Source organism: Streptomyces sp. LUP30, assembly GCF_001746365.1.
Lineage (GTDB): Bacteria > Actinomycetota > Actinomycetes > Streptomycetales > Streptomycetaceae > Streptomyces.
In genome coordinates this window covers 1-20,810 of sequence record NZ_MJAJ01000069.1, presented here as the reverse complement: position 1 = coordinate 20,810, position 20,810 = coordinate 1, and the positions used below count along the sequence as shown (strand labels likewise).

The following is a 20,810-nucleotide window of genomic DNA, read 5'->3' as shown; positions in this document are numbered from 1 at the left end:
ACGAGACCCGAACACCGGTTCCACATGGATGAGTTGAGCGTCCGCCGCTCGTGGCCGGCGGAGCGCGGGGCGACAGCCCGGCGGCGCCTGCGCACCTCGAGGATCCGCGCCCGCGGACCGCGAAGATCCGAAGTGCCGCCCGCCCGCCGGGAGTTCCGGGCCCGCTGCCTGCGCGTACTGGGTCGTCAGCCGGCCGGCAGGGCTTGTGGCGGCGACTCGGGTTCCGTGGCGGGGGCGGCCGGTCGGCGTTCGTTGCGCCAGGACGCCGCCCAGGCGAGTGCCGCGCCTCCCACGGCGTACGCGCCGAGCACCCAGAGCGCGGACGTGACGGCGTGGCCCGAGAAGTAGACCGTGTTGCGGACCAGGGTCGTCCCGGCCCCCGGCGGAAGGAGCTGTCCGATCGCGCTCCAGAACGAGGGGAGCAGCGGCGCCGGGTACACGCCGCCGGAACTCGGGTTGCCGAGCACCACGAAGAGCAGGATGACCAGGCCGGTGCCCAGAAGGCCCAGCAGCGTCTGCAGGGCGAGCGCGGTAGCCGCCGAGGCGAGGACGACCAGGGCGCCGATGCCGCTCAGGGCCCAGAAGTGACCGTCGAGCGCGTCGAACACCGGCCCCACGACGGCCGCTCCGGCGACTCCCGACACGGCCGCGTACAGCGCGAGCACGCCCAGGCGGATCAGGGTGCGCTGACGGTTGGCGGGACGGGAACCGGCCGCCATGCCCATGATGGTCGCAGTCAGGTAGCCGCCGATCACCCAGCCCAGCACGAGGTAGAAGGAGGTCATGCCGCGCCCGTCCCCGGCGTTCGGGGGCCGGATGTCGGTGACGGTGATCTGCCGTTTCTGCGCCGTCTCGATCTTCTGCGCGATCTGTGCGGCGGTCTGCGAGACCGACGGCCCGCCCGCGGAGGCGACCAGGAGGGTGTCCTCGGCGCCCGTGGCGTCGAAGAGGAAGGCGGCGTCCGCCTTGCGCGTGAGGACCCACTGCCGGGCCGCCGCGGCGTTCGGCGCCGCCGTCGCGTCGACCGGGGCGCCGGCGAGGGCGTCGAGCTGGGCGACGATCTTCGCGGACGCCTGCTGCGGCGCGACGACCGCGACGGGTATCCGGTGCGGTGTGGGGGAGTGGAAGGCCCCGACGTAGGACACGACGAAGGCGAGCTGGACGAGCAGGCCCCCGAGTACGAGCCCGAAGGCCCGTAGCGTGACCGCGTCCTTGAACTCGGCTGCGAAACCAGGCGACTTGGCGTCGTGCTCGGCTGAAGACACGCCCGAAGAAGGGCTGGAAGGTGCGTTCACGGGCGAATGATCGCACAGACAGATGAATCCGACCCTCCGCTTCGCCCGGCGCCGGTGATGCCTCGACGACCACGACCGCGTGGGCGCCCGGCGGAGGGCCGTTCAAGGCGGCGGCTCCCGCCCTGCGAACAGGGGGGAGCCGTCCAGATGCCCGAAAGAGGTGCGACGCCCGCGCGTCAGGCGTGGCGGTGCGAGTGCCGGTTGCCGGTGACGAGGCGGTAGAGGGCGAGCAGGATGAAGGAGCCGACGATCGCGGCGATCCAGGTGGAGAGGTCGAAGAACCCGTCGATGGAGTCGACGCCGAAGATCACCTTGCCGAGCCAGCCGCCGAGGAGACCGCCCGCGATGCCGATGAGCATGGTGATGATGATGCCGCCGGGGTCCTTGCCCGGCATCAAGGCCTTGGCGATGGCGCCGGCGAGCAGGCCGATGATGATCCACGCGATGATGCCCATGATGCGTCTCCGCTTCGTCTTGTAAGAACGGTGTTAGCTTTCGTGTGCACCATCCGCGCCCGTACAAACGTCTCTTTTGTTGAGTCCTTGACCGGACGGCGGAAGATCCCCGGCCGCTCGGGGTGAACCGCCGTCATTCCGGCGCGTCGACGGGGCCTCGCAGCGCCTGGTACACGGACCAGGCCACGGCCACCAGCGGTACGACGACCACGGCGCCGATGACACCGGCGGCGACCGCGCCGCCGACGACGGCCAGCGCGACCACCACCGGGTGCAACCGGACCGCCCAACTCATCACGAGGGGGTGCAGGAGGTGGCCCTCGATCTGGCCGATGACCACGATCAGGACCACGACCAGCAGGGCGATGAACACCCCCTTCGACGCCAGGGCGACCACGGCCGCGACCGCCAGGGCGATCGGCGAGCCGATCAGGGGGACGAAGGCGGCCAGGAACTCCAGTAATGCGAGCGGGACGGCGAGCGGCACCCCGAGAGCGAACAGCGCGATGCCCACGAGGAACGCGTTGGTCGCCGCCACCAGCAGGATGCCGCGCGTGTACCCGGTGAACGTCCGCCAGGCGGCTCCGCCCGCCGCCGCGAGGTTCCGCCGTCCTCCGGCGGGGAACTGATCGCACAGCCACTGCCACTGCCGGTCCCCGGAGTGGGTGAAGAAGACCGAGCAGAAGACGGACAGGGCGAGCACGGTCAGCACCTCGACCAGCCGGCTCGCACCGCTGAGCGCCGTGCTGAACAGGGCGGAACGGTGGCTCGACAGCACCTCGCCGATCCGGGACTGGAGATCGTCGAACGCGTGCGACGAGATCCGGAGGGGAGGCCCTTCGAGCTGACGCTCGATCCGGTCGACGCCCGTCACGAACTCCTTCTGCAGCCCGCTGCGCTGACCCGCCGCGGACTCACCCACCAGCGTCAGCACACCCAGGACCAGGACGACGCCGCCGATGAGCGCGGCGGCCACCGCGAGCGGGCGGGGCGTGAACCGGGCGAGGAAGTCGGCCACGGGGCGCAGCACCGCGGTGATGACCAGACCCAGGAAGACGGCGATGGCGATCTGGTGAAACTGCCCGAGCACGGAGAAGACGACGCGCACGACGATGCCGACGGCGATGATCCGCCAGGCGTACGCGGCCGCCGTCCGCAACGGCCCCGGCACGCGCGGATCAGGCACGCGCGGATCCGCGCCGCTTCGGCGTCCGGGCGGCGAGGCGGGCTGATCCGGGGGTGTGGACACCCCATGCCCGTACCACGGGCCGACACGTCGATCGCGGCCCCGACGCGGAGTTCCCCCGAAGGCCGGTACCGGTCGGGTGAAAGCGGGCGGCTGTCTCGAGCGACGGGCGGTGGCCGGGGAGGGCGAGGCGCCGTCCCCGGCGTTCGTCCGCCTCCGGGCTCAGCGAGTGAGCAGGTCGAGGAGTTCGCTGCCCCGCTGCGTGCGACGGACCACGACGTGCTGTCCCTGCCGACGGCGGTGGATGAGACCGGCGTTCTCCAGCCGGGCGCAGTGGTGGGACAGCGTGCCGGGCGCATAGCCCAGCGCCGACGACAGGCTTCCCATGTGCGTGGCCGCGCTGGTCGCCCGGAGGATGGCGGCTCTCGCGTCCCCCAGGATGAGCTGTGCGGGATCCTGACGGTTCCGCCCGGGCTCGGGCGGACGGCCGGCCCAGAGCGCGTCGAGCCCGGGCAGCGGATAGCCCACCCAGACGGTGTCCGGCCCGTCGAAGGCGAACAGCGAGGCGTCGCTGCCGGAGGCGACGGGCACCAGGAGCAGCCGGCGTCCGAGGAGCGCGAAGTCCTCGGGGTGCTCGTCCGGCAGTCGCAGCACCGTGCCGTCCAGGCGGTAGCGCGGGCTGAGCGCGGACAGTGCCAGTTCGGGACGGCCGTACACCAGTGAGCCGCCCACGCGCTCGGCCTCCCGGCCCAGCGCTCCGCCCGCCGCCGTCCACACCGGCCGCACGGTCTTCCACACCGACCGCATGACCTGCGCATAGGCGTACAGCCACTGCCTCGGGCGCTCGGTCACATGACGCCACTGCGGCGGGACGTCGCCGCCGAATTCGGCCTCCAGATCCGCCAGCAGCACGTCACCCGACAGGTCCTGCAAGTGTTCCAGGTGGCGGGCCGCGCCCTCGTGCGACATGGTGCCCGTCGGCGTCAGACAGTCCGGGATCGCCGGGTGTTCGGGGGCGAAGAGCGGCCGCAGCGTTGCCTCGGCATGCGCCGGAGCGGCTGTGCGAACGGCCCTGCGCGCCGAGTGCGGAACGGCGTGCCGCCGCTCGCCGAACGCGTCCGCGACGAGCGAGAGCAGACTCGCCCCCGGGTGCGGGATGACATGGACGTGGAGATCGGAAAGATTTCCCAGCTGAAGTTTCGAATAGGTGGTCATTTCTGTCCCCCGGTTCGCGCCGTGCGTCCCCGTCGCGCGCGGCTGATCCGAGCTTACGCCTTGTCGTGCGGCCTTCGCCCAAACCGCTTTTCGAAGTTCATCGAAATGCCTGTTCCCGTATCTCGCCGCCCCGCGGAGTCGGGACATGCCGGATGCGGAGATAGCGAATTCCCGTCGGCGGGCGGGCTGCGGGGAGTTCCCGCCGGACATCGTGGTGACCTTCCCGGGGCGCAAGCGGAACTGCCACGGGCCAGGTCGGAGCGGATATGCGACGGCCTGGGCGCTTCGAACGCCGGGCCGCCGGGCAACCGTCGAGGCCTCCGCCCAGGCCTGATCCCTGGCCCGTGACCTGCATCGCGGTATCCATGTCACACGTTGGCTGAAAAACTGTCATACGGCAGCCGAAGAGGCCGTCGGCGGTGCTTTCGGGCGTGAGTCCGCCCGCGAACCGGGATGAGCGCTCGGCGAACTGCATTCGATGTGCGCGCCGGTCGAATTGCCGCACCGTGAGCCATTGCCGCTGCCGAACCACCGCATGCTCTGCGCCCTGTCCGTGAGCCGGTACGTGCAGAGCGGCGCGGGATTGATCGCGTTATGGCGGCGGCCTGCGCCGAGCCGGACCCCTTCCCCTGTCACATCCCCGTGCAGGCCCGGTCACAGGCCTTCACCGATCCCCCTCCGCCCCGCGCCCCCGCCCGGCGCGCCGTGGCACCATGCTCGCTCCGGCACCACGTCCAGGGGGGACACACCATGCGCACCCGCGCCACCATCGCCACCGCGGCGCTGCTCCTCGCCGCGCTCACCGCCTGCTCCTCGTCCTCGTCCGCCGGCGACGCCCCGGCCGCCAACGATTCGGGCACTCCCGTCGCCGAACCCACCGTCAGCGTCCCCGCGGCGCACCAGGGCGACGACCTCCAGGCCGCCGTCGCCGTCTACACCGCCGCCTACTTCGCCGGCGACGCGGACACCGCGTACAGCATGCTGTCCACCCGCTGTGCGAAGAAGGTCGCCAAGAGCTCCTACGCCGCCGTCGTCAAGCGGGCGTCGGCCGACTACGGGGCGGACCACGCGGTGAGCGACGTGCAGGCGGAGGTGTCCGGGACGAAGGGTCGTGCCACCTACAAGGTGACGGGGCTGCCCAAGTTCGACCAGCAGTCGCAGCCGTGGGCGTTGGAGGGCGACGCCTGGAAGTACGACGCGTGCTGACCCGCTGAGGAACGCCCCGGCGGCCGCCTCGGCGGCCGCCTCGGCCGAGGTCGACGTGCCGCCGTGCGCGACCGCCGGGTCGGCGGCGTCCGGTCTCAGTGGCGTCCGGTCTCCGCGGCGAAGGCGTCGAGCAGGGCGAAGGTCCGTGTCGGCTGTTCGAGGTGGGGCAGGTGGCCCGCTTCCGGCACGGTGGCGAAACGGGCGTCGGGGAACGCGGCCGCGAAGGCCTTGCCGTAGGCCGGGGTCACGATGCCGTCGCTCTCCCCCCATACGACGAGGGTCGGGACGGTGACGGCCGCGAGCCGGGCGCGCAGGGTGGGGTCGCTCATCGCGGGGCCGCCGGAGAAGACGCGCAGGGCCGCCATGTTGGCCTGGATGCCGGCGACCCGCTCCGCCGGGAAGGTCGCCGGGTCCACGTAGAAACGCTCGGAGTCGTGGTAGGCGTGCTCGGCGACGCCCCGTGCGTCGAGGCTGAAGAAGTCGCGCACCGGCTCACCGTCGACCTCGATGCCGACCGCGTTCACCAGCACGAGCCCGCTGATCAGCCCCTCCGTGTCGGCTGCGGCCAACTCGGCCCCGATCCAGCCGCCGAGGGAGGAGCCCACCACCAGGACGTCGGACAGGCGCCGTTCGCGCAGGAGGCGGAGGTAGGCGGCGGCGAGGTCGCCCACGGTGGTGAGGTCGGCGGGCCGGGGGGCGCCGTTCCAGCCCGGATGGGTGGGCAGCAGGGCGTGTGCGGTCGCGGCGAAGTGCTCGGCGACGGGGGCGACGGTGAGTGGACCGCCGCCGCCGTGCAGGACGAGGACGGGGCGGCCGGCGGCGGGGCCGGATTCGGTGAGCGTCAGTTGTGAAGTCATGACCGGACCATAACTAAGGATATTTATATAAGCAAGTTTAGTCAGGGTGCTAACCTGGCGGACATGGCCGTTGAACTGCAGATCCTCGGACGGGCCGTGAAGGCCGTCCAGCACCGCCAGCACCGGGCGCTCGACAGTCGCCTCGCGTCGATCGGCAGCACGCTCGCCCAGTGGGACGCCCTCAGGGCGATCGGCCGCACGCCGGGCGCCAGCGCGCGCCAACTGGCGGCGGCGACGTTCCAGAGCGAGCAGGCTTTCGGCACTCTCGCGGGACGACTGGTGGCACAGGGCCTGGTGGACCGGCGCCCCGGCCACGGCCGCCGCATCGAGCACCACCTCACCGCCGAGGGGGAGCGGGTGCTGAACGCGGGCCACGATGTGGCGGACACCGTGCTCGGGGAGTGCTTCGAAGGCCTGACGGAGGCGGAGCGGCAGACCCTTCTGGCGCTGCTGCGGAAGATCGAGGAGTCGCAGCCCGAACCCCCGGCCGGCTGACCGCCCAGCCGGACCTACGAGCCTGGCCGGCCTACCGCGAAACGCCGTCGACCAGCCAAGACGGGCAGATCAGGTGACGTTGCGGAGATTGGGGGAAGAAGTTGCGGCAGCCGATGGGAGGTTGCTGTGGAGGGTGGAGATCTGGAACTGGGCGAATTGCTGGCCGCTGCGGAGGCGGCCCCGCCCGGTGAGTCCGTCGACGTGGTGGCGCACGATCTGCAGAAGCGGTTCGGCGCCGAACGTGTGTCCTTTCTGTTCGCCGATCTCGTCGGCCGACGGCTGGTGCGGCTGGTCGCGGCCGGTGACGACGTCGCCGACGATGCCGGGCCGATCGACCTGCAGGGCAGCGTCTACGAGGAGGTCCTGCGCAGCCAACGCCAGCGCGTGGAAGCCGATGACCAGGGCGGGCAGTGCGTCATCACGCCGGTCACCAACCGCGGTGACTGCATCGGCGTGCTGGAGATGACCCTGCAGTCCGTGCACGACGCCGTGCTGCGGCAGGTCCGCGACGCGGCTCACGCGCTGGCGTACATCATCGTCACCGACCGGCGCTTCACCGACCTGTACCACCTGGGCCGCCGCACCACCGAGACCAGCCTGGCCGCGGAGATCCAGCACCAGCTGCTGCCCTCGGCCCCTTGCTGCGAGGCGGAGGAGTTCACGCTCGCCGCAGGGCTGATCCCGGCCGACGACATCGGCGGCGACACCTACGACTACACCCTCGACCGCGACACCCTGCACCTGTCCATCACCGACGCCATGGGTCACGACACGAACTCGGCCCTGCTGGCAACCCTGCTGGTCGGCGCGTTGCGACGGGCCCGCCGCAGCGGCTGTGACGCGCTCAGGCAGGCCCAGCACGCCCACCAGGCCCTGCTGAGCCACAGCCGCGGCCTGGCCACCGGGCAGTTGCTCTGCGTCGACCTCGACACCGGCCTGTGCGAACTGGTCAACGCCGGTCACCCCTGGCCGCTGCGGCTGCGCGACGGCGTCGTCGAGGAGGTCAGACTCGCCGTCAACCTGCCGTTCGGCGTGGCGGCGCCCACCTCCTATCGCCTGCAGGAGCTGCAACTGCTCCCCGGCGACCGCCTGATCCTGCTCACCGACGGCATGCAGGAGCGCGGTGCCGCGGCCGCCGACCTGGCCTCGGTCCTCCACGACACGCGCGCGCTGCACCCGCGGGAAGCGGTCCAGAGTCTGACGGCCGCCGTGATCGAGGCCTGCCACGGCAGCCTCAGGGACGACGCCACGGTCGTGATACTGGACTGGCACGGCAACCGTCGCCGACCGGCCGGCACCAGACCGGATCCGAGACGGTGACGGCAAGCGCACCGCACCGCACCGGGCGGCGACGCAGAGCGCCATCACCCGCGCAGGGCCTGCTCGACGGTGGGACGGCAGGGGATGAGCAGGTCGATGCCGACCAGGTGCAGCACACGGGAGACAGGCGCCTGTGCGCCGGCGATGCGCAGCCACCCCTGAGCGTCGCTCGCCCGCTGGTGGGCGGCGACCAGGACGTTGATCCCGCTGGAGTCCATGAAGGTCACCCCGCTGAGATCGGCCACGATGTGGGGCGGAGTCGCGCCGTCCTCGGACGTCAGCGCCCGGCCGAGGACATCCGTGACGTCGTGGTCGATCTCACCGCTCACCCGCACGACACGGACGCCTTCGACCACTTCGGGCCGGACGGACAGCCGTTCCGGCCGGTCCATTTGGTGGTTGTCGGTCACTGTCCCCTCGACTGCGCTTAGGCTGGCCCCCGGAAAACGGGCGTGCGCGGAATTCTGCCCCGATGCCACGGCGGCATGCACCCGGGCGGACGCGTGGAACAACACCCCTGGCATGAACGACGCCGTTGTGGGTACCGGCGCACGTGAACGGGGGAGTGAGGGCGAACGCGTGGAATCCCATGCCGACGATGACGGCTGCAGCGGTCCGGAGGAGTACCTGATGCGGGCCGGCTACGCACTGGGGGAGGATGACGGCTGCATCGCCGACGCCCGCCACCACGCCGTGGCCTTCCTCGACCGGGCCCACTCCGATCATCGCCTTCCCCTGCCGTCGCGGGTGAGAGATCTTACTCAACTGGTGGTCAGCGAGCTGGTCACCAACGCCCGCAAGTACGCCCCCGGACCCGTGCTGATGGAACTGCGCATCACCGCGGGCAGGGTGGACGTCGTCGTGTGGGACAGCGATCCCACGGTTCCGGCGGCACGGGCCGCCAACCCCGGGCGTATCGGCCAGCACGGCCTGGAGATCGTCAAGGCCGTCACCGAGGACCTCTTCGTCGAGCAGGAGGCGGTCGGCAAGCGCATCACGGCACGCATCGCCCTGGCCGAGACCCCCGGCACCGGCGCCCCCGCGGCCCGCACCCTGAGCTAGGACCGTCGTTCATGCCGGGCTCGCCCGGCCCGGACGACGGCCCCCGGCCCGCGCCCGTCACGTCAGCCAGAGCCTGCGCGCCAGGCGCGGGGCGTTCCGTGCCGCCCAGGCGCTGCCCAGTCCGACGGCGGCGCCGGTGACGACGTCGGTCGGGTAGTGGGCGCCGCTCTGCACCCGCTCGACGGCGACCAGCGCGGCCGGGACCGCGCACAACGCGCCGGCCAGGGGCAGGGAGGGGGCGACCGCTGCCGTGAAGGCGACTGCGGCGGCGGTGTGCCCGGAGGGGAAGGAGGACGAGTCGGGCCGGTCCTCCGCCTCGTCGTGCGGGATCCACTCCTTGGGCGGCCGGGGCCGGTCGGCGAGCTGCTTGCACAGCCCGTTGGCGGCGAACTGTGCGACGGCGAGCGCCGTCAGCCCCGCGGTGGCGGCCTTCCGCCCCCGCCACCCGCCGCACGCCGCCATCAGCAAGGCGGCGCCGCACCACAGCTTGGAGCTCTCCGCGCTCTCCTCCACGGCCGACAGCACCTTGCCGAACCCGGGCGGAATGCGGGAGGCCGCCTGCCGGGTCAGCCGCCGGTCCGTTTCCCGCAGTGTTCTCGTCACGCTCATGATCTGCAGGTATCCCCGACGACGCGATGTCACACCGGCGAAAAGGGCCGCACCGGCAGCAGCGTCCGGGCACGGCGCCTGCCACGCGCAGCTCCCGCCGCGCCCCGATCCGTCCTCGCCTCCGGCCCGGTTCGTGGTGGCGAAGGGAACTGAACGGCTCCCGCGCGCGACCCGTAAGAAGGAGGCGGGTCCAACCACGGGCTACGGGGGCGGTGATGAGCGTGCGCACGCGCGGGAAGAGGTCCCCCGCAGGCATGACACCATCTGCCGACATGAGTGCGTCCATGGCGGTGCGATGCCTGCGCGCGGCCGTGTTCGCCGCACTCTGCGTGCTGCTCGCGGCGGGGGGCCACGCGCTGGCCACCGGTGTGGCGCCCGCGGCGCGGGTGCAGATCGTCGGGGCGGTGCCGGTCTTCCTCGGGGCGTGCCTGCTGGGCGGTCGGGAGCGGTCCCTGGTCGGCATCGGCGCGGGCACGCTGGCGTCGCAGGGCGCGCTGCATCTTGCGTTCCACACCGCCCGGCCGGACTCCGCGATGCTCATGCACGGGATGCGGATGTCTCCTTCCTCCGCTTCCTCCGCGCACGCCCTCGGCCCGCACGCGCTGACCCCGCACGCCGGCGCCGCCCACATCGTCGCCGCCCTGGCACTGACCTGGTGGCTGCGGCGCGGTGAGGCCGCGCTGTGGTCGCTGCTGCGGTGGGCGGTCGCCTTCGTGCCCGGGCTCGCCGCCTGGTGGCATCTGGCGAGGGACTTCCGGGGCGGGTGGGGGACACCCGGTACCGTGCGCCTCGCGACCGGGGGAACGCGCCCGCTGCGCCGGACGAGGCTGCGGTACGCCGTGCACCGGCGGGGGCCGCCGACGGGGACGTCGTACGCGATCTGACACCAGACGTCCCTCGTCCCCCAGTACGGAGATCCACTCAGTCATGTCCACGACTCGCACCACCCCCCTGCGCCGCGCCGGCGCCGGCGCCGTCCTTGCCGCCGTCGCGGTCCTCACCGCGGCCGGCGCCGCCTCGGCGCATGTCACCGTGCACCCCGAGAGTTACGCCAAGGGCGCCACGGACGGCGTCCTGACCTTCCGCGTCCCCAACGAGGAGAACGCGGCCGCCACCACGAAGGTGCAGGTCTTCCTGCCGACCGACCACCCGGTGCTCGGCGTGCTCGTCGCGCCGCGGGACGGCTGGACCGCCAAGGTCACGAACACGAAGCTCAAGACGCCGGTCAAGACGGACGACGGCACCATCACCGACGCCGTCTCCGAGATCACCTGGACCGGCGGGAAGATCGGCGCCGGGCAGTTCGAGGACTTCGACGTGGCCTTCGGTCAGCTGCCCGACAACGCCGGCCAACTCGCCTTCAAGACCCTGCAGACGTACTCCGACGGCAAGACCGTCCGCTGGATCGAGGAGGCGGAGTCCGGTGGCGCGGAGCCGGAGAACCCGGCCCCGGTCCTGAAGCTCACCGCGAAGGCCGCCGAGGGGACGGCAGAGGGGGCGACGCAAAACGGCGCCGCCCCGGCTGCTTCGGCGGCCACGAAGAGCTCCGGCAGTTCCACGGCCACCGCGTCCGCCGACGACTCCACCGCCCGCGGGCTCGGTGTCGCCGGACTGGTGGTGGGCGTGCTGGGCCTGGCGGCCGCGGTGTTCGCCGTCGTCAGCGGGCGTTCCGCCGGATCCCGGCCGGAGTAGTCCGGTCGTCGGCCCCGCCGTCGGACACCTGACGGCAGGGCCGACCGACCTCCTCCGCTCGTCCGGCTGCCGGGACGGCCGGGGGGACGAGCGCCGTCACCGTGGGGGCCTGTGTCCTGGATCACTCTCCGGGGAGTGAGTGACAGGGCCGGGTTCCGTGCGTACCCACCCGTGACGGGCGGTGGCCGGATGCGAGGATGAGGCGGTCATGACTGCTGGGCGGGGTGTGCGCACGGTACGGGCCGCGGTGTTCGCGGCCGTCTGTGTGCTGCTCGCCGCCCTGGGCCACGTCCTGATGTCGGGCTCCACCGTGCCGTGGTGGACGATGTCCGCCGGCTTCGCGGCCACGAGCGCCGTCGGCTGGACCCTTGCCGGCCGTGAACGCGGGCTCCCGACGGTCGTGTCCGTCGTGGTCCTGGCACAGGGGGCGCTGCACTCGGGCTTCTCCTGGAGCCGGCCGACGGCGTCAGGATCCGGCACGGGCCCCTCGGCGCAGAGCGTGAACGGCATGTCCATGGGTTCGATGCCCATGGACGCGATGGACTCGGGTTCCATGGGTGCCATGGGCTCGATGGGGTCCGGGGGCTCCTTGGGCATGGGGCAGGCGGTGCACTCCGTGTCTGCCGGGCACCTCGGTCACATGGCCCACGGCGAGGGCATGTCCTCGCCGGGCATGCTCGCCGCCCACACGCTGGCCGCCCTGCTGACCGGCCTGTGGCTGGCGTACGGCGAGCGCGCCGCGTTCCGTCTCCTGCGGGCCGTCGCCGGGTGGCTGGCCGCTCCGCTGCGGCTGCCCCTCACCGCCCTGCCCGTGCCGGTACGCCGGTCCGGGCTGCGGCCGACGCGCGAACACGCCGAACGGCTCCCGCGGCTGACGCTCACGCACACGATCATCTCTCGAGGGCCTCCGGCCGGGACCGCTGTCATCTGAGACAGCCGGTTCCCCGAGGCCGTCGAGCCGACTCCGCATGGGTCGGTTCCGAGGCCTCGGGCGCGGGACGTGCACGGCGCACGCCCCCTCCCCCTCCCGTCCCGGGACCCTCCCCGGCGGCCCCACGCCCGGCGTGCACCTCGAGTCCGGCGTGTTCGGCATCCGCTCGCGCGCATGGCGCGCCGTGCGGGCTCGGTCCCGGACCACCCGAGAAGGACATCAGGTGATCACTCCTGTCCTCCCCCTGCCGTCCGAGAAGCGCGACACGGGGTGCGTGACGGCGGACCGACCCGCCACGACGACGCCGGCCGACGATCCGGCGACCGTCTGGGCCCTCGCCGCCCGGGCCGGCGATCCCGACGCCGTCGACCGCTTCGTGCGTGCCCTGCATCCGGACGTCGTCCGCTATGTCACCTACCTCTCCGCCGACCGCCAACTGGCCGACGACCTCGCCCAGGACACCTTTCTGCGGGCACTCGGCAGTCTGCACCGGTTCGAGGGGCGCTCGTCCGCCCGCACCTGGCTGCTGTCCATCGCGCGCCGCACGGTCGTCGACAGCCTGCGGCGCGCCGCCGCCCGGCCGCGGTCGGCCGACGTGGACGACTGGACGACCTGGGCCGACCGCGCCCAGCCCGGAGGTCTGCCCGGATTCGACGACGGCGTTGCGCTGCTCGACCTGCTGGACGCGCTGCCGGCCGAGCGTCGCGAGGCGTTCGTCCTCACCCAGTTGGCGGGGCTGCCGTACGAGGAGGCGGCCGAGGCCAGCGGCTGCCCGGTCGGGACGATCCGCTCACGGGTCGCACGGGCCCGCGCGGCCCTCGTCGTGCTCCTCGACGAGGCCGAGGGGCGCGGGGCTCCGAGCGCAGCGGCCTGAGGGGGCGGGCATCGCCGCCTGAGGGGACGAGCCCCCGCGCCCACCCGCGTGGAGGACGCCTGCGTCCTGCGGGGCGCACCGCTCAGGGCCGGACGCCCCGGCCCCGTGGCGCTCTCTCGTGCCGGAACGGCGGCCGCGACCTGCGGTGACAGTTCCCCGGACGGGCGGTGTCGGTGGTCTGCCGGGGCTGTCGGTCCTGTGTCGGCAGTCTGTCGGCGAGGTCTGGAACCTTGCAGGAGATCCCGCCGGCGGCCGTCCGGCGGGCGTGCGACCCGTAAGGAATCACCATGACCTATGACGTCACCATCGTCGGCGCCGGACTCGGCGGGCTGGTCCTCGCCCGCGTCCTGCACGTCCACGGCATTCGGGCCACCGTCTACGAGGCGGAGACATCGCCGACGGCTCGTGCGCAGGGCGGGATGCTCGACATCCACGACCACAACGGTCAGCTCGCTCTGCGGGCGGCGGGCCTGACGGACCGGTTCCGCAGCCTCATCCTGCCCGGCCGCCAGGCCCTGCGGCTCCTCGACCGCGACGGAACCGTCCTGTTCGAGGAGCCCGACGACGGCACCGGCGGACGCCCCGAGGTGCAGCGTGGCGAGTTGCGGAGGATGCTGCTCGACTCGCTCCCGGCCGACGCCGTCCGGTGGGGCCGCAAGGCGACCGGCGTCCGCTCCCTGGGCGAGGGACGCCACGAGGTGACCTTCACCGACGGCGCCACCGTCGTCACGAGCCTGCTGGTCGGCGCGGACGGCGCATGGTCGCGCGTCCGCCCGCTGCTCTCCACCGCCACACCCCGCTACTTCGGCCGGTCGTTCGTGGAGACCTACCTGTTCGACTGCGACACCCGGCACCCTGCCGCCGCGAAGGCCGTGGGCGGCGGATCGATGCTCGCGCTCGCCCCGGGCAGGGGGATCCAGGCGCACCGCGAGAGCGGGGCCACCCTGCACACCTATGTGGCGCTCTCCGAACCGCAGGAGTGGTTCGCCGCCGTCGACTTCACCGACCCCGCCGCGGCGATCGCACGTATCGCACAGGAGTTTCAGGGCTGGGCGCCGGAGCTCACCGCGCTGATCACCGACAGCGACACCGCGCCCGTCCTGCGGCCCCTCAACGCGCTGCCCGTCGGGCACCGATGGGACCGGATGCCCGGCGTGACCCTGCTGGGCGACGCCGCCCACGTCTCGGCCCCCGACGGCGAAGGCGCCAATCTGGCCATGTACGACGGCGCCGAACTCGGCGAGGCCCTCGCCGGGCATCCCGACGACGTCGAGGCCGCGCTCACCGCCTACGAGCAGGCCATGTTCCGCCGGAGCACCGAGACGGCCGCCGACGGCGCCCGCCTGCACGAGCTCATGTTCGGCGAGGACGCACCCCACGGCCTGATCACCGCGTTCGCCGGAGCCGAACGGAGCGCGTGACCGAGCGGCGCCCCCGGTGAGCCGGACGCGCCGGGCGGTGACCTGGCAGGTTCGGGCGCCGCGGCGGGTTCCTTGACCATTTCATGAGCCGTTCGGGTGGCGGCGACGTGCATGGGACACGCCTGGCGGGCAAGGTGCGAAACGTGACACGCGTCGGAATCGTTCTTGTGACTCTGCTCGTCGCTCTCGTGGCCGTGGCGGCAGCGGTCGGGATCTCGCTCTACTGGCTCATCGCCGCCGTCCCGCTGCTGCTTCTGGGACTCCTGGGAGTCCGGGACCTGCTGCAGCGCCGCCACTCGGTGCTGCGCAACTATCCCGTCCTGGGCCATGCCCGCTACCTCCTGGAGCGGATCCGTCCGGAACTCCAGCAGTACTTCATCGAGCGGAACTACGACGGCCGCCCCTTCGACCGGGACGTGCGCAGCATCGTCTACGAGCGGGCGAAGGGCACCGCCGCCGAGGAGCCGTACGGCACCGAGCGTGACGTGTACCAGCCCGGCTACGAGTTCCTGGTGCCGTCGATGGCGCCCCGCGAGGTGCCGAAGACACCGCCGCGGGTGCACATCGGCGGCCCCGACTGCACCCGCCCCTACGACATGGCCCTGCTCAACGTGTCGGCCATGAGCTTCGGCTCGCTGTCGGCCAACGCGATCCTCGCGCTGAACGGCGGAGCCGCGGCCGGGGGCTTCGCCCACGACACCGGAGAGGGCGGCCTCTCCGAGTACCACCTGCGTCCTGGGGGCGACATCGTCTGGGAGATCGGCACCGGCTACTTCGGCTGCCGCACCCAGGACGGCGACTTCGACCCGTCCGAGTTCGCCGACAAGGCCGCCCACGACCACGTCAAGTGCGTGTCCCTGAAACTGTCGCAGGGCGCCAAGCCGGGGATCGGAGGGGTCCTGCCGGGGGCCAAGGTCAACGCCGAGATCGCCCGGGTCCGGGACGTGCCCCAAGGCCGGACGGTCGTCTCACCGCCCTACCACAAGGTCTTCTCCACCCCGCGCGAACTCGTCCGCTTCATCGCGCACATGCGGGAGCTCGCCGACGGCAAGCCGACCGGGTTCAAGCTCTGCGTCGGGTCGCGCCGGCAGTTCCTCGCCGTGTGCAAGGCCATGCTGGAGGAGGGCACGGTTCCCGACTTCATCATCGTGGACGGCGCCGAGGGCGGCACCGGCGCGGCGCCGCTGGAGTTCGCCGACCACGTCGGCACCCCGCTCACCGAAGGCCTCCTCACGGTCCACAACGCCCTGGTCGGCACGGGCCTGCGGGACCTCGTCAAGGTCGGCGCGAGCGGCAAGATCGCCACCGGTACCGATCTGGTCAAACGCCTCGTCCAGGGCGCCGACTACGGCAACGCCGCACGGGCGATGATGTTCGCCGTCGGCTGCATCCAGGCCCAGCGCTGCCACACGAACACCTGCCCGACCGGCGTCACGACCCAGGACCCCCGGCGCGCCCGCGCCCTCGACGTCCGCGACAAGACGCCGCGCGTCCAGCGCTTCCAGGAAGCGACCGTGGCCAGCGCCCTGCAGATCATGGCCTCCATGGGTGTCACCGATCCGGCCCAGCTGCGTCCGCACATGCTCCGACGACGCATCGACCCCTACACCGAACGCTCCTACGCGGAGCTGTACGAGTGGCTCGAGCCGGGGCAGCTGCTCGCCGAGCCTCCCCTGTCCTGGGCGGCCGACTGGAAGGCCGCCGACCCTGACCGATTCACCGTCTGAACTGGAGTGCCAAGTGGCCCGTACCGTTGCCCGTGTCATCGTGGACGCACTGAGCGAACTCGGTGTGCGCCAGGTCTTCGGCGTCGTGGGAGACGCGCTCAACCCCGTCACCGACGCCATCCGCACCACCGAGGGACTGGAGTGGGTGAGCTGTCGGCACGAGGAGGCGGCGGCGTTCGCCGCGAGCGCCCAGTCGCAGCTCAGCGACACGCTCGGCGTCTGCATGGGCACCGTCGGACCCGGTTCCGTCCATCTGCTCAACGGGCTGTACGACGCGGCGAAGAGCCGTACCCCGGTGCTGGCGATCGCCGGCCAGGTGCCCCTCGCGGAACTGGGCAGCGACTACTTCCAGGAGGTCGACAACGACGCCCTCTTCAGCGACGTGGCCGTCTTCCGCGCCACCATCACCTCGCCCGACCAGCTGCCGCAGATGCTGGAGACGGCGGTGCGCAACGCCCTGGGCCGCAAGGGGGTCGCCGTGCTGACCGTGCCCGGCGACCTGGGGGAACAGGAACTGACCGCCGACCGTCCGGCGCGCTTCTCCCTGAACCCGCCCCTGAGCCGCCCCGACGAGTCCGCCGTGGGCCGGGCCGTGGAGCTCCTCGACAGCGCCGAACGGGTCACACTGCTCGTCGGTCAGGGCGCACGCGGCGCGCGTGCGGACGTCCTCGCGCTCGCCGACCGCCTCGCCGCGCCGATGGTCCTCACCCTGAAGGCCAAGGCCGGTTTCGAGGGCGACGCCAACCCCTTCCAGGTCGGTCAGACGGGCCTGATCGGCAACCCGGCGGCCGCGTCGGCGCTCCAGGACGCGGACACGCTCCTGCTGCTCGGCACCGACTTCCCCTACCGGGACTGGTATCCCGAGGGCCGGACCGTCATCCAGGTGGACACCGAGGCCGCGCACATCGGCCGTCGGGTGCCCGTCGAGGTGGGGCTCGTCGGCGACACCGGCGCCACCGTGCGCGACATCCTGGCCCGGCTCGACGCCGCGCCCGCCGGGACCGAGGGCGCGCGCGACCGCTCGCACCTGGAGAAGGCCCGCGAACGTTTCGACAAGTGGCGCGCCGGACAGGCCCGGCTGGCCGATCCGTCGCACGACAAGGGTCTCGTGGGCCGCGTCCGCTCCGCTCTGGACAACCGCAGCCACGACATCCGTCCGGAGGCGCTGGCCGCCCTCGTGGACCGGATCGCGTCCGACGACGCCGTCTTCACCTCCGACACGGGCATGGCAACGGTGTGGCTCTCGCGCTTCGTCGAGATGCGCGGTGAGCGGCGTCTGATCGGCTCCTACAACCTCGGCTCCATGGCCAACGCCATGCCCCAGGCGCTGGGCGCCCAGTGCCTGGACCGTGAGCGCCAGGTCGTGGCGTTCTGCGGCGACGGCGGGCTCAGCATGCTCCTGGGCGACCTCATGACGCTCAAGACGCACCGCCTCCCCGTCAAGCTCGTCGTCTTCGACAACCGCCGGCTCGGCATGGTGAAGCTGGAGCAGGAACAGGCCGGTCTTCCCGAGTTCGGCACCGTGCTGGACAACCCCGACTTCGCGGCCGTCGCCGAGGCCATGGGCATCACCGGCATCCGCGTGACCGACCCGGCCGACCTGGAGAGCGCCGTCCGCCGCGCCTTCGACACCCCCGGCCCCGTGCTGCTGGACGTCCTCACCAACCCCGACGAGATCGCCGTCCCGGCCAAGCCGACCGTGGAGCAGGGCTGGGGCTTCGCCGTCGCCAAGGTGAAGGAGGTCGTCCGCAGCCGGGGAGACAGCGACGACTGAGCCTGCCCCACCCGGGACGGGGTCCGGCAGCTCGGGACCCGGGGCCCGGGATCCGGAAAAGAATCCGATGATCGGTCGGCAAGACGCAGGCATGTGCTCCGGATCGCGGGGTAAGCGCGTCCTTGCCGGAGCAGGGACCGGCGAGAACGATGCTGATCGACAGGGAGGGGCACATCATGTTGACGACGACCGCGCCGGCTGCTGGGCGGACCGTGGAGGTTCCGGAGATCGCGGACCCGTCCAAGGTGGCGCCGAAGGACGCGCGGGAGTTGTCGAAGGTGTTCTTCGACCAGCTCACGGTGCTGGAGGAGGGGACGCCCGAATACCAGTACGCCCGCAACACGCTCATCGAGATGAACATGTCCCTGGTCCGCTACGCTGCCGGCCGCTTCCGCAGCCGCGGACCGGAAGAGATGGAGGACATCGTCCAGGTCGGCATGATCGGTCTGATCAAGGCGATCGACCGGTTCGAGCTCACCCGCGAGGTCGAGTTCACCTCCTTCGCCGTGCCGTACATCGTGGGCGAGATCAAGCGCTTCTTCCGCGACACCTCCTGGGCCGTGCACGTGCCGCGCCGGCTGCAGGAGGCGCGCGTCCAGCTGGCCCGCGCCAATGAGGAACTGCGGAGCCGGCTGGGCCGGACGCCGACCACCAGGGAACTGTCCGAGCTGATGAGCCTGCCGGAGGAGGAGGTCGTCGACGCGCAGCTGGCCTCCAACGGCTACCGGTCCGCCTCCCTGGACGCGGCGATCAGCGGCAACGAGGACGGCGAGGCCGCGCTCGCGGACTTCATCGGCGACGAGGACGCCGCCCTGGGGCTGGTCGAGGACTTCCACGCCCTCGCGCCGATGATCGCCGAGCTCGACGAGCGGGACCGCCAGATCATCCACTGGCGCTTCGTCGAGGAGCTGACCCAGAAGGAGATCGGCGAGCGTCTCGGCGTCTCCCAGATGCACGTCTCCCGCCTGATCACCCGCATGCTGACCCGCCTGCGGGAAGGAATGCTCACCACTCAGTGACGGACTCGGGCGTCGCCGCCCGTACATGCGGCGACCGCACACGTCAGGGACGAACATGCCCCCGTCGGCGACGGATGGATCCGGATGCCGACGGGGGCTGGTCGTGTTCGTAGGGCCCCCGGCCTCGGGCAGGACGGACTCGGTCCCGGCACTCGTCGGGCGGCAGCCGAACCCCAGGGCGTACCGACGCGCCGGACCGGGGGGCGCGTGAGCGATGTCGGCAGGGCCAGTCGCGGCAACTCCTGTGCCGCGACTGGCCCTTCATCGATTTCTACAGTGATGTAGATTTCAGGTCCGGGCCGCGACGGCCCGGACCTGTCGCATCGACGAAGGAGTTCACCGTGGGAGTTTCCCTGTCCAAGGGCGGCAACGTCTCACTCAACAAGGAGGCGCCGGGCCTGACGGCAGTTCTCGTCGGCCTGGGGTGGGACGTGCGCACCACCACGGGCACCGACTACGACCTCGACGCCTCGGCCCTGCTTCTGGACGCGTCCGGCAAGGTCCTGTCCGACCGCCACTTCGTCTTCTACAACAACCTGACCAGCCCCGACGGTTCGGTCGAGCACACCGGCGACAACCTGACCGGCGAGGGCGAGGGCGACGACGAGTCCGTCAAGGTGAACCTCGCGGCCGTGCCCGCCGAGGTCGACCGGATCGTCTTCCCGGTGTCCATCCACGACGCCGAGAGCCGCGGACAGAGCTTCGGCCAGGTCCGCAACGCCTTCATCCGGGTCGTCAACCAGGCCGGCGGGGCCGAGATCGCCCGCTACGACCTGTCCGAGGACGCCTCGACGGAGACGGCCATGGTGTTCGGCGAGCTCTACCGCAACGGTGGCGAGTGGAAGTTCCGTGCCGTCGGCCAGGGCTATGCCTCCGGACTGGCGGGCATCGCCGCGGACTTCGGCGTCAACGTCTGACCCGACCACCGCGGCCGGACCCGCCCCCCGGCCCCCGCCGCCCGCACGCCATGTGCGTGCTGGGCGGGCGGGCGGTGCCGCAGGGGCGGGTCCGGCCGTCGCCGTGCTCGGGCTGGGGCGGGGTCAGCGCTTGGTGTAGACGAAGCCGAGTTTGTCCAGCTCGTCTGCGGCGCGGCCGTGGAAGCCGGCGAGCTGCCATCCCGCGGGCGCGGTGCGTGTCACGCAGTCGGAGGTGACGGTCCCGCCGGCCAGGGTGCGCCCCCGGTCGGTGGTGAACTTGGCGTAGAAGATCCGGGTGAGGCCGTCCTTCTGGCCCTGGCAGAGTTGTGCGGAGGTGACGTACTCCCCACTGCCGAGGGTCAGGGTGGACACCGTCCCGCCGATGCCGCCGTGGCTGAGGACCTGACCGTTGCCGAGGGTCAGGCCGACGCCGTCGACGCGGGCCCCACTGTGCAGCGACAGGCTGACAGGGCGCGCGCCCGCCGGTACGGCGTCGATGTCGTTGTAGTAGTCGCCGTGGGGGCCGCCGAACTGGTCGCTGAGCTGGTAGTCCGGGTTGCGGGTCCAGGAGAAGCCGACGGTGATCGGGTCGTGGTCGGAGAGCATGAGGCCGCCGTCGGTGAGGAACTTGGCGTGCTCGTTGTTGTAGGCCGTGGCGGCGAGTGAGACGAGTCTGCTGCTGCGGTAGAGGACCTTGTCGACGACTTCGCAGGTGTTGGGGACGGTGGGGCCGCTCTGGTCGCAGACGAGGGCGT

General features: G+C 72.0%; 21 protein-coding genes. 13 read left to right on the top strand and 8 right to left on the bottom strand.

Annotated elements, in window-relative coordinates:
* Positions 1-185: 185 nt before the first annotated feature.
* The 4 genes from BG482_RS36180 to BG482_RS36165 all read right to left on the bottom strand — a co-directional run bounded on the left by BG482_RS36180 (position 186) and on the right by BG482_RS36165 (position 4,151).
* Complete coding sequence (locus tag BG482_RS36180) at positions 186-1,265, bottom strand: DUF3533 domain-containing protein (protein WP_069773457.1); 1,080 nt, start codon at positions 1,263-1,265, stop codon at positions 186-188.
* 206 nt (positions 1,266-1,471) lie between these two features.
* Positions 1,472-1,750, bottom strand: coding sequence for a GlsB/YeaQ/YmgE family stress response membrane protein (locus BG482_RS36175; RefSeq protein ID WP_069773456.1), 279 nt, complete (start codon positions 1,748-1,750; stop codon positions 1,472-1,474).
* 133 nt (positions 1,751-1,883) lie between these two features.
* Positions 1,884-2,936 carry an AI-2E family transporter gene (locus tag BG482_RS36170; RefSeq protein WP_069773455.1) on the bottom strand — a complete coding sequence of 351 codons (1,053 nt, stop codon included), beginning with the start codon at positions 2,934-2,936 and terminating at the stop codon, positions 1,884-1,886.
* A gap of 222 nt (positions 2,937-3,158) precedes the next feature.
* Positions 3,159-4,151 carry a helix-turn-helix transcriptional regulator gene (locus tag BG482_RS36165; protein ID WP_069773454.1) on the bottom strand — a complete coding sequence of 331 codons (993 nt, stop codon included), beginning with the start codon at positions 4,149-4,151 and terminating at the stop codon, positions 3,159-3,161.
* Positions 4,152-4,901: 750 nt separating this feature from the next.
* On the opposite strand from BG482_RS36165, the gene BG482_RS36160 reads away from it, so the two are divergent.
* Positions 4,902-5,357: a hypothetical protein gene (locus BG482_RS36160; protein WP_069773453.1), complete on the top strand. Its 456-nt coding sequence runs from the start codon at positions 4,902-4,904 to the stop codon at positions 5,355-5,357.
* Between the two features lie 95 nt (positions 5,358-5,452).
* Here the strand turns inward: BG482_RS36160 and BG482_RS36155 are convergent, their stop codons facing one another.
* Entirely contained in the window at positions 5,453-6,214 is a 762-nt protein-coding gene (locus BG482_RS36155) for an alpha/beta fold hydrolase (RefSeq protein WP_069773452.1), read from the bottom strand.
* A gap of 63 nt (positions 6,215-6,277) precedes the next feature.
* Here BG482_RS36155 and BG482_RS36150 point away from each other — a divergent pair, with 63 nt between their 5' ends.
* On the top strand, positions 6,278-6,709 hold the full coding sequence (locus tag BG482_RS36150) for a MarR family winged helix-turn-helix transcriptional regulator (protein WP_069773451.1): 432 nt from the start codon (positions 6,278-6,280) through the stop codon (positions 6,707-6,709).
* A gap of 126 nt (positions 6,710-6,835) precedes the next feature.
* Positions 6,836-8,029, top strand: a complete 1,194-nt coding sequence (locus BG482_RS36145) for a PP2C family protein-serine/threonine phosphatase (protein ID WP_069773450.1) — start codon at positions 6,836-6,838, stop codon at positions 8,027-8,029.
* 44 nt (positions 8,030-8,073) lie between these two features.
* Here BG482_RS36145 and BG482_RS36140 read toward each other — a convergent pair whose 3' ends face one another.
* On the bottom strand, positions 8,074-8,421 hold the full coding sequence (locus tag BG482_RS36140) for an STAS domain-containing protein (RefSeq protein ID WP_079142590.1): 348 nt from the start codon (positions 8,419-8,421) through the stop codon (positions 8,074-8,076).
* 187 nt (positions 8,422-8,608) lie between these two features.
* Between BG482_RS36140 and BG482_RS36135 the strand changes: the two genes are divergently transcribed.
* A complete protein-coding gene (locus BG482_RS36135; RefSeq protein ID WP_069773478.1) occupies positions 8,609-9,091 on the top strand; it encodes an ATP-binding protein in 483 nt (160 codons plus the stop codon).
* Positions 9,092-9,148: 57 nt separating this feature from the next.
* On the opposite strand, the gene BG482_RS36130 is transcribed toward BG482_RS36135, so the two are convergent.
* Positions 9,149-9,700 carry a phosphatase PAP2 family protein gene (locus tag BG482_RS36130; protein WP_069773448.1) on the bottom strand — a complete coding sequence of 184 codons (552 nt, stop codon included), beginning with the start codon at positions 9,698-9,700 and terminating at the stop codon, positions 9,149-9,151.
* A gap of 272 nt (positions 9,701-9,972) precedes the next feature.
* Between BG482_RS36130 and BG482_RS36125 the strand changes: the two genes are divergently transcribed.
* The 9 genes from BG482_RS36125 (at position 9,973) to BG482_RS36085 (ending at position 20,055) form a co-directional block, all read left to right on the top strand.
* Positions 9,973-10,584, top strand: a complete 612-nt coding sequence (locus tag BG482_RS36125) for a hypothetical protein (protein WP_069773447.1) — start codon at positions 9,973-9,975, stop codon at positions 10,582-10,584.
* 43 nt (positions 10,585-10,627) lie between these two features.
* Entirely contained in the window at positions 10,628-11,392 is a 765-nt protein-coding gene (locus BG482_RS36120) for a YcnI family protein (protein ID WP_069773446.1), read from the top strand.
* A gap of 208 nt (positions 11,393-11,600) precedes the next feature.
* On the top strand, positions 11,601-12,323 hold the full coding sequence (locus BG482_RS36115; RefSeq protein WP_069773445.1) for a hypothetical protein: 723 nt from the start codon (positions 11,601-11,603) through the stop codon (positions 12,321-12,323).
* Between the two features lie 223 nt (positions 12,324-12,546).
* Positions 12,547-13,197, top strand: coding sequence for a sigma-70 family RNA polymerase sigma factor (locus tag BG482_RS36110; protein ID WP_176741556.1), 651 nt, complete (start codon positions 12,547-12,549; stop codon positions 13,195-13,197).
* Positions 13,198-13,484: 287 nt separating this feature from the next.
* Positions 13,485-14,618 carry an NAD(P)/FAD-dependent oxidoreductase gene (locus tag BG482_RS36105; RefSeq protein ID WP_069773444.1) on the top strand — a complete coding sequence of 378 codons (1,134 nt, stop codon included), beginning with the start codon at positions 13,485-13,487 and terminating at the stop codon, positions 14,616-14,618.
* A 143-nt stretch (positions 14,619-14,761) separates the two neighbouring features.
* On the top strand, positions 14,762-16,345 hold the full coding sequence (locus BG482_RS36100; RefSeq protein WP_069773443.1) for an FMN-binding glutamate synthase family protein: 1,584 nt from the start codon (positions 14,762-14,764) through the stop codon (positions 16,343-16,345).
* Positions 16,346-16,358: 13 nt separating this feature from the next.
* A complete protein-coding gene (locus BG482_RS36095) occupies positions 16,359-18,119 on the top strand; it encodes a thiamine pyrophosphate-dependent enzyme (RefSeq protein WP_069773442.1) in 1,761 nt (586 codons plus the stop codon).
* A 176-nt stretch (positions 18,120-18,295) separates the two neighbouring features.
* Positions 18,296-19,138 carry an RNA polymerase sigma factor SigF gene (locus BG482_RS36090; protein ID WP_069773476.1) on the top strand — a complete coding sequence of 281 codons (843 nt, stop codon included), beginning with the start codon at positions 18,296-18,298 and terminating at the stop codon, positions 19,136-19,138.
* Positions 19,139-19,479: 341 nt separating this feature from the next.
* Positions 19,480-20,055 (top strand): TerD family protein, encoded by a 576-nt coding sequence (locus BG482_RS36085; protein WP_069773441.1) that lies wholly within the window; start codon positions 19,480-19,482, stop codon positions 20,053-20,055.
* Between the two features lie 123 nt (positions 20,056-20,178).
* Here the strand turns inward: BG482_RS36085 and BG482_RS36080 are convergent.
* On the bottom strand, positions 20,179-20,810 hold a 632-nt coding region (locus BG482_RS36080; protein WP_256096591.1), incomplete at its 5' end, for a jacalin-like lectin.